Raw genomic sequence first — 12,446 nt, 5'->3', positions numbered from 1 at the left:
TCAACGGCGGGATTCCGCGGAAGGTTGCGGTCGATATCGGCTTATCGGACATCTGTGCCATGTCGTCACAGGTGGGGTTGAAGTTACCGATGTTGCACCCGTTATCACCGGTATATTCGATTTGCCCTGGGGGCGGGCGTGAATGCGGCCGCGCAACCCCTACGGGTGCGATCCGGGGATCCCGCCGATGCGCGACTTGCGAAGCAGGCGCATGGTGGAGGTCGGCCGGTCGGCGGCCAAGGGGAGGCGGAGATGGGCAAGGCAATCGCGTACCTGGTGGCCATGATCGCCGGGGTGATCGTGGTGGGCTGGATCGCCGTGAACCTGCTGCACGTGCTGGTGGGCGCGCTGGCGTACCTGATCGTCGGCGCCGTGGTGGTCGGCGGCGGTCTCTACCTGTACGGCAAGGCCAAGCGCTCGCTGGCCCCGGGCACCCGGACCCAGCGCCGGATCGAGGCCGCCACCAAGACGTACCGGATGCGGCAGCGCTGAGCCGGGGGCGGGGCGGCTAGGCTTGCGGGCGTTCCCTCATCGCTGACCAACGGGAAGTTGCGCCGTGTTTGACACCTTGAGCGACCGCCTCTCCGGGATCTTCACCAAGCTCCGGGGCAAGGGCCGGCTCACCGACGCCGACATCGACGCCACCGCGCGCGAGATCCGCCTCGCCCTGCTCGAGGCGGACGTGGCGCTCCCTGTGGTGCGGTCGTTCATCGCCAGCCTGAAGGAGCGGGCGCTCGGCGCCGAGGTGTCGCAGGCGCTCAACCCCGCCCAGCAGATCATCAAGATCGTCCACGAGGAGCTCATCAACGTCCTCGGCGGCGAGGGGCGGCGGCTGCGGTTCGCGAAGCAGCCCCCCACGGTGATCATGCTGGCCGGTCTGCAGGGCTCCGGTAAGACTACCCTCGCGGGCAAGCTGGCCCGCTGGCTCAAGGGCCAGGGCCACCAGCCGCTGCTGGTCGCCTGTGACCTGCAGCGCCCCAACGCGGTCAACCAGCTCCAGGTCCTCGGCGGCCGCGCCGGGGTCGACGTGTACGCCCCGCAGCCGGGCAACGGCGTCGGCAACCCGGTCCAGGTCGCCAAGGACTCCATCGAGCACGCGCAGCGGGCCGCCAAGGACATCGTCATCGTCGACACCGCGGGCCGCCTCGGCATCGACGCCGAGATGATGCAGCAGGCCGCGGACATCCGCGACGCGGTCAACCCCGACGAGGTCATCTTCGTCATCGACGCCATGGTCGGCCAGGACGCGGTGCAGACCGCCGAGGCGTTCCGCGACGGCGTCGGGATCACCGGCGTGGTGCTGTCCAAGCTCGACGGTGACGCTCGCGGCGGTGCGGCCCTGTCGGTCCGGCACGTCACCGGCGAGCCGATCCTGTTCGCCTCCACCGGCGAGAAGCTGGAGGACTTCGACGTCTTCCACCCCGACCGGATGGCCAGCCGGATCCTCGGCATGGGCGACGTGCTCACCCTCATCGAACAGGCCGAGCAGGCCTTCGACGAGGACCAGAAGGAGAAGATGACCTCCAAACTGCTCGGCGGCGAGCAGTTCACCCTGGAGGACTTCCTCGACCAGCTCATCGCCGTACGGCGGATGGGCCCGATCGCGAACGTGCTGTCCATGATGCCCGGCATGGGCCAGATGAAGGACCAGCTGGCCGAGCTGGACGACAGCCACTTCGACCGGGTCACCGCGATCATCCGCTCGATGACCCCGCAGGAGCGGGCCAACCCGAAGATCCTCAACGGCTCCCGCCGGGTCCGCATCGCCAACGGCTCCGGGGTCACCGTCATGGACGTCAACCAGCTGCTCAATCGCTTCGCCGACGCGCAGAAGATGATGAAGCAGATGGGCGGCATGATGGGCCTGCCCGGCGCCCGCCGCAAGGCCACCAAGAGCCCGAAGAACAAGCGCAAGGGCACCAAGGGCGGCAGCAGCCGGCCCCGCGTCGGCGGCGCCGGGATGCCGGCCGGTTTCCCCGGCGGCATGCCCCAGCTCCCGCCGGGCCTGGACCCGAACGCGCTCGGCGGCGGCGGTCCGGGCCTGCCCCCCGGCTTCAAGCTGCCCAAGCTCGACTTCAACAAGCTGACCAAGCCCCCGAAGGACGACGACAAGCGCTGACCGCCGGGTTGTGGACACGGACTGCCGCCGCGTTTCCGGGTTGTCCACAGCCTCAGATCACGGGCGACGCCCGGTAGCCTGACGTCTCTAGGGTGACGGTGTCCTTGCCCGAGGAGGCCCATTGACCGCCGCGCTGAACCTGCCCGACAAGCAGGACTGGACCGTCGACGACCTGGCGAGCCTTCCGAAGGATCTTCGCTACGAGTTGATCGACGGAAGGCTGATCTTGCCGTCCCCCACCGCCATCCACCAGGACATCGGCGTCGAGATCCTGCTCGCGTTGCGCGTCGGATGTCCGCCAGACCTCATGCCCGTCGTCGATTTGTCGCTCGCGGTGAATTGCCGCAACGAGCCACGGCCCGACGTTGTCGTCATCCGTCCCGACCATGCCAACATCAGCCCGGTGCCGGTGGACGACGCCGTGCTGGCCGTGGAAGTCATCTCGCCCGGTTCCCACTTCCGGGACATGTACGCCAAGGCGAAGGTCTACGCCGCCGCCCGGGTCGCGCACTACTGGGTCATCGACCCGCTCTTCGAGGACGGCATCGTGCTCACCGCGTTCCAGCCCGGCGACACCGGCGAGTACGAGATCGTCGCCAGCACCAACAAGGTGTTCACGACGGACGTGCCGTTCGGAGTGAGCATCGACCTGCCCGCGCTGACCGAGCGCCGCCGCGCCCTGCTGGAGCGCGCCCGGCCGCAGGACTGAACGGATGATCAGGTAGGACTGTGGGCATGGCCTTGCATGTGCGCGGTGTCCTGCTCCCCGACGACGAGGTACGCGACCTGTGGCTGGTCGGCGACCGGGTCACGTTCGAGCCGGTCCCGGACGCCGAGACGATCAGCGACTCCGGGTACGTGCTACCCGGCCTCGTGGACGCCCACTGCCACCTCGGCATCCAGTACGGCGGGCGCCCCATCGAGCACCTGGACCAGGCCCGGGACCTGGCCACCACGGATCGCGACGCCGGGGTGCTGGCCATCCGGGACGCGGGTTCGCCGTACCCGTATCCGGAGCTGGACGACGAGCCCGGCATGCCGCGCCTGGCCCGCGCCGGGCGGCACGTCGCGGCCCCCAAGCGGTATCTGCGTGACATCGGGGTGGAGGTCGACGGCGCCGACGTCGCCGCGGCCGTGACGGAGCAGGCCCGGGCCGGGACGGGCTGGGTGAAGCTGGTCGGGGACTGGATCGACCGCTCCGTCGGCGATCTCGCCCCGTCGTGGGATCCGCAGACCATGGCCGCCGCGGTGGCGGCCGCCCACGCGGCGGGCGCCCGGGCGGCGGTGCACACCTTCTCGGAGGAGGGGGTGGCGCAGATGGTCCGGGCCGGGGTGGACTCGGTCGAGCACGGCACCGGGCTGTCGCTCGACCTGATCGACGAGATGGCCCGGCGGGGCACCGCACTCGTGCCCACGATGATCAACATCAAGACCTTCGGGGGCATCGCGGACCGGGCCCGGGACAAGTTCGCCGGGTACGCCGACCACATGATCGCCCTGCGGGACCGCTTCCCGTCCGTGGTCCGCGCCGCCCACGAGGCCGGGGTGCCGATCTACGTGGGCACGGACGCGGGCGGCGGCATCCGGCACGGGCAGGCCGCCGAGGAGATGCTGCTGCTGCACTCCGCGGGCATCCCGGCGCTCGACGTGCTGGCCGCGGCGTCCTGGCGCGCCCGGGCCTGGTTGGGGTTCCCCGGCCTGGTCGAGGGCGGTCGCGCCGACCTGGTCGTCTACCCCGAGGACCCGCGCCGCGACCTGACCGTGGTGCGCGCGCCGCAGCGGATCGTCCTGCGGGGACGCGTGATCCGCTGAGCCTCGGGGGGCGGTGCCCCGGGCCCGCCGGCCACGGCTGTCCGCCGGGCTCCGGGGGCGGGCGATCCGCGGGGCCTCGCTAGGATGCTGCCTCATGGCTCGCGTGCTCACTCCCCGTGCGGAGGACTTCCCCCGCTGGTACCAGGACCTCATCGCCAAGGCGCAGCTCGCCGACAACGGGCCGGTGCGCGGCACGATGGTGATCCGGCCGACCGGCTACGCGCTGTGGGAGCGCATGCAGGGCGAGATGGACGCCCGGATCAAGGCGGCGGGCGCGGAGAACGCGTACTTCCCGCTGTTCATCCCGGAGAGCTACCTGCGCCGCGAGGCGCAGCACGTGGAGGGCTTCTCGCCCGAGCTGGCCGTGGTCACCCACGCGGGCGGCAAGGAGCTGGCCGAGCCGATCGTGGTGCGTCCCACCAGTGAGACGATCTTCGGCGAGTTCATGGCCAAGTGGGTCGACTCCTACCGCGACCTGCCGCTGCTGCTGAACCAGTGGGCCAACGTGGTGCGCTGGGAGCTGCGTCCGCGCACCTTCCTGCGGACCACCGAGTTCCTCTGGCAGGAGGGCCACACCGCGCACGCCACCGAGGCGGACGCGGCGACCTACGCGCGCCGCATCCTGCACGACGTGTACGAGGACTTCATGGTCAACCTGCTGGCGATCCCGGTCGTGCCGGGGCGCAAGACCGTCGGGGAGCGGTTCGCGGGCGCCACCAACACCATGACGCTCGAGGCCATGATGGGCGACGGCAAGGCGCTGCAGATGGGCACCTCGCACGAGCTGGGGCAGAACTTCGCCAAGGCGTTCGACATCACGTACTCGTCGGCGGCCGGGGGCCTGGAGCACTGCTGGACCACCTCGTGGGGCAGCACCACCCGGATGATCGGCGGCCTGATCATGGTGCACGGCGACGACAGCGGGCTGCGCGTCCCGCCGCGGCTTGCTCCGGTCCAGGCCAACGTCATGGTGGTCAAGGCGGGCGAGGGGGTGGCCGAGGCCGCCGCGAAGCTGCGCGACGAGCTGGCCGCCGCGGGCGTACGGGTGACCCTGGACGACCGCGCCGACGTGCCGTTCGGCCGCCGGGCGGTGGACGCCGAGCTCAAGGGCATCCCGGTCCGTATCGAGGTTGGTCCGCGCGACCTGGCCGCGGGCAACGCGGTGCTGGTCCGGCGGATCACCGGAGCGAAGGCGCCCGTGGCGCTGGGCGAGGTCGCCACCGCGGTCACGGCGGCGCTCAAGGCCGACCAGCAGCAGCTGTTCGACGACGCGCTGGCGCTGCGCGAGGCGCGCACCGTGGACGTGCCGACGCTGGGCGACGCGCTCGAGGCGGCACAGACCGGGTGGGCGCGGGTGCCGTGGTCGGCGGTCGGCGTGGCGGGCGAGGCCGAGGCCAACGGCAAGGCGGTCACCGTACGCTGCCTGATCCGTCCCGACGGCACCGTGCCGGACACCGACGACGAGCCGGACCTGGTCGCGATCCTGGCCCGCGCGTACTGATGCCCCGGCCGAAGCCGGCCGCGGTGCCGTGGCCGAAGCCGGTGTTGTATCGCCACATCGCGGGTGACCGGGTCGTCTCGGTGCGCCCGTGCCGGGTGGTCGGCGACGACGACCGGGGGCTGCTGCTGTGGCTGCCCCGCGGCTCGGCCGTGGCGACCGAGGTGGCGGTGGACGGGCGCGGGGTCCGGGACATGCCGTTCACCGAGTGGGTGACCCTGCGGCGCCGCCTGGTGGAGACGACGTGGCAGGGTCCCGCGATCCTGAAGTTCCTGCCCCGCGACGGCCGTTACTCGATCTGGTTCTTCCGCGACGACCAGGACCGGTTCACGGCCTGGTACGTCAACCTGGAGGAGCCCCTGGCGCGCTGGGACGACGGCCCGGTGGCCGGGGTCGACGTGATCGACCAGGACCTGGACATCGTGGTCGCCCCGGACCGCAGCTGGCGGTGGAAGGACGAGGACGAGTTCGCCGAGCGGCTGGCCCTGCCGGAGCACTACTGGGTGTCCGACGAGGCGGCGGTGTGGGCCGAGGGCCACCGGGTGATCGAGCTGATCGAGGCAGGCAAGTTCCCCTTCGACGGCACCTGGACGGACTTCCACCCCGACCCGGACTGGCCGGCACCGCACGTGCTGCCTCCCGGCTGGGACCGCCCGGCCTGCCGCTGAGCGGTTCGTCCCGTTTCCTCCCCATGATCACCGAATTGGTGGGCGGTAGGGGAGGGCGCTGGGACCGGCCGTGGATGGTCTGGCAGAATGGGTGGCTGGTTCGGCGTGCGTGAGGCTGCCCTCTAACTCCTGACGCGCTGCCAGTCCGCGAGGCAACGGCCCACAACCCCACGTGGTGCCCTCGACTCGACCACGTCGCATTCAGGAGTAAAAACACCGTGGCCGTAAAGATCCGGCTCCTGCGGATGGGCAAGATCCGCAACCCGCAGTACCGCATCGTCGTCGCCGACTCGCGCACCAAGCGCGACGGTCGTGCCATCGAGTACGTGGGCATCTACCACCCCAAGGAAGACCCGTCGGTCATCCAGGTGAAGTCGGAGCGCGTGCAGTACTGGCTCTCCGTCGGCGCCCAGCCGAGCGAGGCCGTGCAGCGCCTGCTGGAGAAGACCGGCGACTGGCAGCAGTTCAAGGGCCTGCCGGCCCCGCCGCCGCTGCTGGTGGCGGCTCCCAAGGCCGACCGTCAGGCCGCGTACGAGGCCGAGGCCAAGGCCGCCGCCGGGGTCGCCGAGACCAAGCCGGCCGCCAAGAAGGCCCCCGCCAAGTCGGAGAAGGCCCCCGCCAAGGCCGACAAGGCCGAGGCCAAGGCTGCCGAGGAGGCCCCGGCGGAGACCCGCGAGGAGGCCGCTGCGAAGGCAGAGGACGCCGCCGGTGCCGGCGCCGACTCCGCGAGCTGACGGGGCGCTCCGGCCCGCGCTGGAGCACCTCGTCAAGGGCATCGTCGACAACCCGGACGACGTCCGGGTCCGGCTCGTCGACTCGCGCCGCGGCAAGCGGCTCGAGGTCCGCGTGCACCCCGAGGACCTGGGTACGGTCATCGGGCGCGGCGGGCGTACGGCCAAGGCGCTGCGCCAGGTCATCGGCTCGATCGGTGGGCGTGGCATCCGCGTCGACATCGTCGACGCGTACTGACCCGTCACGCGATGCTGCTCGTCGTCGGCCAGATCGGCAAGCCCCACGGCATCCGTGGGGAAGTGCTGGTGACAGTGCGTACGGACGAGCCCGAGGCGCGATTCGTGGCCGGGCAGGTGTTCACGACCGAGGTCCCGCGGGACCGTCGGGTGAGCACCGGCCCGGCCGCGCAGCCGTCCCCGTCGGGCGGCGTGCGCTACCAGGTGCCGGACAAGCTGACCCTGGAGTCGCTGCGCTGGCACCAGGGGCGGGTGATCGCCCTGTTCGCGGGCGTGCCCGACCGCAACGTCGCCGAGGCGCTGCGCGGGGTGCTGCTCTGTGTCGACAGCGCCGACATCGCCGCGCCGGACGACCCGGACGAGTTCCACGACCACCAGCTGGTGGGGCTGACCGTGGCCGCCGCCGACGGCACTGTGTACGGCGAGGTGGAGCGCATCGAGCACGCCCCGGCGTCGGACCTCATCGTCGTGCGCAAGGCCGCCGGTGGCACCGCCCTGATCCCGTTCGTGAGCCGGATCGTCCCGTCGGTGGACCTCGCCGGCGGGCGGGTGATCGTCGACCTGCCCGACGGCCTGCTCGATCTCTGAGCGTCCGGCCGGGGCCTGTCGAGCCTGACCCGTCGGAGCCCGTCGGGGCTCGACCCGTGAGAGAGCTGCCGTGCGCGTCGACATCGTCTCGATCTTTCCCGAGTACTTCGCCCCGCTGGACCTGTCGCTGATCGGCAAGGCCCGGTCGTCCGGCCTGCTCGACATCGCGGTGCACGACCTGCGGACGTGGACGTCCGACGTGCACCGCACGGTCGACGACACCCCGTACGGCGGCGGTCCCGGCATGGTGATGCGCCCGGAGCCGTGGGCGGGTGCCCTGGACGCGGTGACCGGCCCGGATTCGCTGCTGGTGGTGCCGTCCCCGGTCGGGACGCCGTTCACCCAGGCGGCCGCGCACGAGCTGGCCGCGGCGCCGCACCTCGTCTTCGCCTGCGGCCGGTACGAGGGCATCGACCAGCGGGTGCTGGACGACGCGGCGACCCGGATGCCGGTCCGGGAGGTGTCCCTGGGCGACTATGTGCTGTTCGGAGGCGAGGTCGCGGTCATCGTGATCATGGAGGCGGTGACCCGCCTGCTGCCCGGGGTGCTGGGCAACGCCGACTCACTGACCGAGGAGTCGCACGCGGCGGGCCTGCTGGAGGCCCCGGTCTACACCAAGCCCGCGCAGTGGCGCGGGCACGACGTCCCGGCGGTGCTGCGTTCCGGCGACCACGGCCGGATCGCCCGCTGGCGCCGCGAGCAGTCCCTGCTGCGCACGGCGGCCCGGCGGCCGGACCTGTTGGCCGGATATCCGCCGGAGCGGCTGGACAAGCACGACCGGGCCGCCCTGGACGGGGCCGGATTTCAGATCCCTGACCAGGGTGTGGCAAAGTAGGGAGGTTGCCGTTCGCCTTCACGCCGTGGGGGCGGGCGAGGGGCTCCGGGGCAGCATCGAGCCGGGGTTCAGAATCACCCACCTGCACACCGAACTCCCGGTGTGCTTTGAGTACGACGAGGATGCAGCGATGAACACGCTGGACGCTCTCGACGCCCAGTCGCAGCGCACCGACATTCCCGACTTCCGGGCGGGTGACACGCTCAAGGTCCACGCCCGGGTCGTCGAGGGTAACCGCTCCCGTGTCCAGGTCTTCCAGGGCGTCGTGATCAGCCGCCAGGGCGGTGGCCTGCGCGAGACCTTCAAGATTCGCAAGATCAGCTTCGGGGTGGGCGTGGAGCGCACGTACCCCCTCAACAGCCCGCAGATCGACCGGATCGAGGTCGTCACCCGCGGCGACGTGCGCCGCGCCAAGCTGTACTACCTGCGTGAGCTGCGCGGCAAGAAGGCCAAGATCAAGGAGCTGCGCGAGAAGCAGACCGTCAGCTGAACCCCATCGCGGTCCGGGCCGTACGTTCACTCGGACTGACGTTTGCCGCGCGGGCGAACTACGCTTGCGCGAGTGACGGATGGGCACCAGCGCCACTGCGGTAACCGCCGCTGCGGCGGACCATTCGCACTACCGCCCGACCCGCCCCTGCACTGGGGCCTCGGGCGGTAGTGCTGTATCCGGAGCGGTCGGCCGGGACGGCGGCAGGAGATGCGTAGCGTGGAACCGATGGAAGGCTATCGAGCCTCCCGGCGGCGCCGGGGCATGATCCGGCGCAAGGAGATGCCCCTGTGGCAGGAGCTGCCGCTGCTGCTCGTCGTGGCGTTCTGCCTGGCCGTGCTCATCCGTACATTCCTGGTTCAGGCGTTCTTCATCCCGTCGGGCTCGATGGAGAACACGCTGCTCGTCGGCGACCGGGTGCTGGTCAACAAGGTCGTCTACGACATGCGCGATCCGGTGCGCGGCGAGATCGTGGTCTTTCGCGGCACCGACAACTGGGCGCCCGAGCAGCCGGCCACCCCGGTCAGCAACACGTTCGCCGCCAAGCTCGGCCGGACCATCGGTGACCTGGTCGGGGTGAGCCGTCCGGGGGAGAAGGACTTCATCAAGCGGGTCATCGGCCTGCCCGGCGACAAGGTCGCCTGCTGCGATGCGAAGGGCCGGATCACGGTCAACGGCGAGTCGATCGACGAACCGTACGTGGAGGAGAACTCGTCGCTGGACGCCCCGCCGAACCCGAAGCAGTGCACCAGTCGCCGGTTCGCCGAGGTGCCCGTGCCCGAGGGTGAGATGTTCGTCATGGGCGACCATCGGCTGGTGTCGCAGGACGCGCGCTGCCAGGGGCCGGTGCCCATCCGCAACATCATCGGCCGGGCCTTCGTGGTGGTCTGGCCCAGTAGCCGGTTCACCGGCCTGCCGGTGCCCGACAACTGGAAGAACTTCGCCGCCAGCCATCCCGTCGCCGTGGGTCCGTCGCGCGGGGTGCCCCCGTCCGGCCCGGATGGGACCACGGAAGCCCTTGTCGTCCCCTTCATATTCACGGCAGGACTATCCGCGCGTTCCGGTCCGCCGACTATGACGCGGCGACGTAGGCTCCGTTCGTGATTGACGAGCAAAACGAGCAAACCAACAAGCGCCGCGGTTCGTTCTGGCGTGAACTACCGATTCTGCTGGGCGTCGCCATCCTCGTCGCGGTCCTCGTCCGCGCGTTCGTCCTGCAGACCTTCTACATCCCGTCCCCCTCGATGGAACACACCCTCAACGTGCTCGACCGCGTGCTCGTCAACAAGCTCGTGTACGACTTCCGCGACCCGCACCGGGGCGAGATCGTCGTGTTCAAGGCGCCGAGCGACTGGCAGAGCGGCACCGAGGGCGAGGACTTCATCAAGCGCATCATCGCCGTCGGTGGCGACCACGTGGTCTGCTGCGACGCGCAGAAGCGGCTGATGGTCAACGGCCAGTCGCTGGACGAGCCGTACATCTACCGCGACGCGGACGGGACCCAGGACCCGGCCGCCGACGAGGACTTCGACATCACCGTGCCGCCCGGACGGCTCTGGGTGATGGGCGACCACCGGTCCGCCTCGGGCGACTCGCTGGAGCATTATCAGCAGACCCAGGACGTCAACGAGGCCACGGTCAAGAAGGACGCGGTGGTGGGCCGGGCATTCATGATCTTCTGGCCGGTGAGCCGTGCGGGCTGGCTGTCCGTGCCGGAGGGGTTCGACCCCGTCCCGGCTCCGTCCCACACGGGCTGACCGGGGCTGACCGCCGCAGCGCCCGCGCCCTAGGCTGGGTGGCGTGATGACGAACCGCCCGGCGGCGCGGGTGCTCCTGGTCGACGCGGCGGGCCGGATCCTGCTATTCCGCGGCTGCGATCCGGCCGTTCCGGGTGTGAGCTGGTGGTTCACCCCCGGTGGCGGCCTGGACGCGGGGGAGACGCCCGCGCAGGGCGCCGCCCGGGAGCTGTTCGAGGAGACCGGCCTGCGCGTCGACCCCGCCGAGCTGGGCGAGCCGGTGTGGCATCAGGTGATCGAATTCAGCTACGACCACCGGTGGTATCGACAGGACCAGGAGTTCTTCCTGCTGCGGGTCGAGGGCTGGCAGGTCGACACGCGCGGCTTCGAGGAAGCCGAGCGGCAGAGCATCGAAGGGCACCACTGGTGGTCGCTCGCCGACCTGGACGCCACCGACGAGGACGTGTATCCGGAGGGCCTGGCCGACCTGGTGCGGCGGCTCCTGGCCGACGCTGCGGCGGCACAGGTCGACGCCGCACCGCAAGGGGGTCTGTGATGCTGGCCCCGCCCCGTACCGTGGTGCGCCGCGAGGGCGGCCTGTACGCGCTGGAGCGGGCCCTGCAACGGCGCGGCTTCCGGCTGGTCGCCGGCGCCGACGAGGCGGGCCGCGGCGCCTGCGCCGGTCCCCTGGTCGCCGCCGCCGCGATCCTGCCCGAGGGCCGTCGCGGCGAGATCGAGGAACTGGCCGACTCCAAGCTGCTCACCCCGGCCGCCCGCGAACGCGTGTACGACGAGGTGGTGGCCCGCGCCCTGACCTGGTCCGTTGTGGTCGTCCCGGCGACCGAGGTGGACGCCCGCGGCCTGCACGTCTGCAACCTGGCCGCGATGCGCCGGGCCCTGGCCTCGCTGGCCGAGCGCCCCGAGTACGTCCTGACGGACGGTTTCCCGGTCGACGGGCTGGACGCCCCCGGCCTCGCGGTGTGGAAGGGCGACCGGGTCGCGGCGTGCGTGGCCGCGGCCAGCGTCCTGGCCAAGGTCACCCGGGACCGGCTGATGGTCGAGCTGGACACCCGCTTCCCCGGGTACGGCTTCGCGGTGCACAAGGGGTACATCACCGATGAGCACAGCGCGGCCCTCACCCAGCTCGGGCCGTGCGCCGAGCACCGGTTTTCGTACGTCAACGTGGCCGCGGCCTCCGGCCGGGGCAACCGGCCCCCGAGGGCCCGCCGCCCGCGCGACGCCGCCCCGCGACCCGCGCCGGACGCGGCCGAGCCGATGATGCTCTGGCCGGTGGCGGAGGGTACCGTCGGCGTGGCGTCGGGCGACCAGCCTCGGCCGCCCGTGCCGGTGGGGGAAGATGAGGCCATGGAGGGCGAAAAGCGATGAGCGCAGAGGATCTCGAGAAGTACGAGACCGAGATGGAGCTGCAGCTCTACCGGGAGTACCGCGACATCGTCCGCCAGTTCTCGTACGTGGTGGAGACCGAGCGCCGGTTCTACCTGGCCAACCAGGTCGATCTGCACGTGCGTAACGCCGACGGCGAGGTCTATTTCGAGGTCGAGATGCATGATGCCTGGGTCTGGGACATGTACCGCCCGGCCAGGTTCGTGAAGAACGTACGGGTGATGACGTTCAAGGACGTGAACGTCGAGGAGCTGGAGAAGCCCGACATCTCGTTACCGGACGACGCCAACTTCGGCGGCTGACGGCCGTCCACAACGCGGCCCCGTCC

At 71.0% G+C, this 12,446-nt stretch carries 16 protein-coding genes; all 16 read left to right on the top strand.

All coding sequences use genetic code 11. From position 1 onward, the window contains the following. Positions 1-252: 252 nt before the first annotated feature. The 16 genes from ACMCNO_RS28495 (at position 253) to ACMCNO_RS28420 (ending at position 12,420) form a co-directional block, all read left to right on the top strand. Positions 253-492: a hypothetical protein gene (locus ACMCNO_RS28495; RefSeq protein ID WP_412752522.1), complete on the top strand. Its 240-nt coding sequence runs from the start codon at positions 253-255 to the stop codon at positions 490-492. Between the two features lie 64 nt (positions 493-556). After that, positions 557-2,119, top strand: a complete 1,563-nt coding sequence (gene ffh / locus ACMCNO_RS28490) for a signal recognition particle protein (protein WP_412752521.1) — start codon at positions 557-559, stop codon at positions 2,117-2,119. 121 nt (positions 2,120-2,240) lie between these two features. Beyond that, positions 2,241-2,828 (top strand): Uma2 family endonuclease, encoded by a 588-nt coding sequence (locus ACMCNO_RS28485; RefSeq protein ID WP_412752520.1) that lies wholly within the window; start codon positions 2,241-2,243, stop codon positions 2,826-2,828. 26 nt (positions 2,829-2,854) lie between these two features. Continuing rightward, positions 2,855-3,931 (top strand): amidohydrolase family protein, encoded by a 1,077-nt coding sequence (locus tag ACMCNO_RS28480; protein ID WP_412752519.1) that lies wholly within the window; start codon positions 2,855-2,857, stop codon positions 3,929-3,931. 94 nt (positions 3,932-4,025) lie between these two features. After that, positions 4,026-5,432: a proline--tRNA ligase gene (gene proS, locus ACMCNO_RS28475; protein WP_412752518.1), complete on the top strand. Its 1,407-nt coding sequence runs from the start codon at positions 4,026-4,028 to the stop codon at positions 5,430-5,432. Next, complete coding sequence (locus tag ACMCNO_RS28470; protein ID WP_412752517.1) at positions 5,432-6,097, top strand: DUF402 domain-containing protein; 666 nt, start codon at positions 5,432-5,434, stop codon at positions 6,095-6,097. The genes proS and ACMCNO_RS28470 overlap by 1 nt, the downstream gene beginning before the upstream one ends. A 218-nt stretch (positions 6,098-6,315) precedes the next feature. Beyond that, positions 6,316-6,831, top strand: coding sequence for a 30S ribosomal protein S16 (gene rpsP / locus ACMCNO_RS28465; protein ID WP_412752516.1), 516 nt, complete (start codon positions 6,316-6,318; stop codon positions 6,829-6,831). Then, positions 6,806-7,066: an RNA-binding protein gene (locus ACMCNO_RS28460; protein WP_130508779.1), complete on the top strand. Its 261-nt coding sequence runs from the start codon at positions 6,806-6,808 to the stop codon at positions 7,064-7,066. The genes rpsP and ACMCNO_RS28460 overlap by 26 nt, the downstream gene beginning before the upstream one ends. A 14-nt stretch (positions 7,067-7,080) precedes the next feature. Beyond that, on the top strand, positions 7,081-7,653 hold the full coding sequence (gene rimM, locus ACMCNO_RS28455; RefSeq protein WP_412753838.1) for a ribosome maturation factor RimM: 573 nt from the start codon (positions 7,081-7,083) through the stop codon (positions 7,651-7,653). 70 nt (positions 7,654-7,723) lie between these two features. After that, the gene (gene trmD, locus ACMCNO_RS28450; protein WP_412752515.1) at positions 7,724-8,488 is read left to right on the top strand and encodes a tRNA (guanosine(37)-N1)-methyltransferase TrmD; all 765 of its coding nucleotides are present in this window, start codon (positions 7,724-7,726) and stop codon (positions 8,486-8,488) included. A gap of 130 nt (positions 8,489-8,618) precedes the next feature. After that, positions 8,619-8,978 carry a 50S ribosomal protein L19 gene (rplS, locus tag ACMCNO_RS28445; RefSeq protein ID WP_412737021.1) on the top strand — a complete coding sequence of 120 codons (360 nt, stop codon included), beginning with the start codon at positions 8,619-8,621 and terminating at the stop codon, positions 8,976-8,978. A gap of 228 nt (positions 8,979-9,206) precedes the next feature. Beyond that, positions 9,207-10,082 (top strand): signal peptidase I, encoded by an 876-nt coding sequence (gene lepB, locus ACMCNO_RS28440; protein ID WP_412752514.1) that lies wholly within the window; start codon positions 9,207-9,209, stop codon positions 10,080-10,082. Further along, a complete protein-coding gene (gene lepB, locus ACMCNO_RS28435) occupies positions 10,082-10,735 on the top strand; it encodes a signal peptidase I (protein ID WP_412753837.1) in 654 nt (217 codons plus the stop codon). Before lepB (ACMCNO_RS28440) ends, lepB (ACMCNO_RS28435) begins: the two co-directional genes overlap by 1 nt. 46 nt (positions 10,736-10,781) lie before the next feature. Beyond that, positions 10,782-11,270 (top strand): NUDIX hydrolase, encoded by a 489-nt coding sequence (locus ACMCNO_RS28430; protein WP_412753836.1) that lies wholly within the window; start codon positions 10,782-10,784, stop codon positions 11,268-11,270. Further along, on the top strand, positions 11,270-12,100 hold the full coding sequence (locus ACMCNO_RS28425; RefSeq protein WP_412752513.1) for a ribonuclease HII: 831 nt from the start codon (positions 11,270-11,272) through the stop codon (positions 12,098-12,100). Before ACMCNO_RS28430 ends, ACMCNO_RS28425 begins: the two co-directional genes overlap by 1 nt. Beyond that, positions 12,097-12,420, top strand: a complete 324-nt coding sequence (locus ACMCNO_RS28420) for a DUF2469 domain-containing protein (protein WP_130508772.1) — start codon at positions 12,097-12,099, stop codon at positions 12,418-12,420. Before ACMCNO_RS28425 ends, ACMCNO_RS28420 begins: the two co-directional genes overlap by 4 nt. Positions 12,421-12,446 lie beyond the last annotated feature (26 nt).

The organism is Krasilnikovia sp. M28-CT-15, assembly GCF_047159595.1.
In the GTDB taxonomy this organism is placed as follows: domain Bacteria; phylum Actinomycetota; class Actinomycetes; order Mycobacteriales; family Micromonosporaceae; genus Actinoplanes.
The sequence above is the reverse complement of the archived record's forward strand: the minus strand, read 5'-3'. Positions and strand labels throughout refer to the sequence as shown.

Bases quoted from the DNA above. Each gene is read 5' to 3' on its own strand.
- ACMCNO_RS28495 (WP_412752522.1), top strand. From the start codon at position 253: ATGGGCAAGGCAATCGCGTACCTGGTGGCCATGATCGCCGGGGTGATC.
- ACMCNO_RS28480 (WP_412752519.1), top strand. From the start codon at position 2,855: ATGGCCTTGCATGTGCGCGGTGTCCTGCTCCCCGACGACGAGGTACGC.
- proS (WP_412752518.1), top strand. From the start codon at position 4,026: ATGGCTCGCGTGCTCACTCCCCGTGCGGAGGACTTCCCCCGCTGGTAC.
- ACMCNO_RS28470 (WP_412752517.1), top strand. From the start codon at position 5,432: ATGCCCCGGCCGAAGCCGGCCGCGGTGCCGTGGCCGAAGCCGGTGTTG.
- rplS (WP_412737021.1), top strand. From the start codon at position 8,619: ATGAACACGCTGGACGCTCTCGACGCCCAGTCGCAGCGCACCGACATT.
- lepB (WP_412752514.1), top strand. From the start codon at position 9,207: ATGGAAGGCTATCGAGCCTCCCGGCGGCGCCGGGGCATGATCCGGCGC.
- ACMCNO_RS28430 (WP_412753836.1), top strand. From the start codon at position 10,782: ATGACGAACCGCCCGGCGGCGCGGGTGCTCCTGGTCGACGCGGCGGGC.
- ACMCNO_RS28425 (WP_412752513.1), top strand. From the start codon at position 11,270: ATGCTGGCCCCGCCCCGTACCGTGGTGCGCCGCGAGGGCGGCCTGTAC.
- ACMCNO_RS28420 (WP_130508772.1), top strand. From the start codon at position 12,097: ATGAGCGCAGAGGATCTCGAGAAGTACGAGACCGAGATGGAGCTGCAG.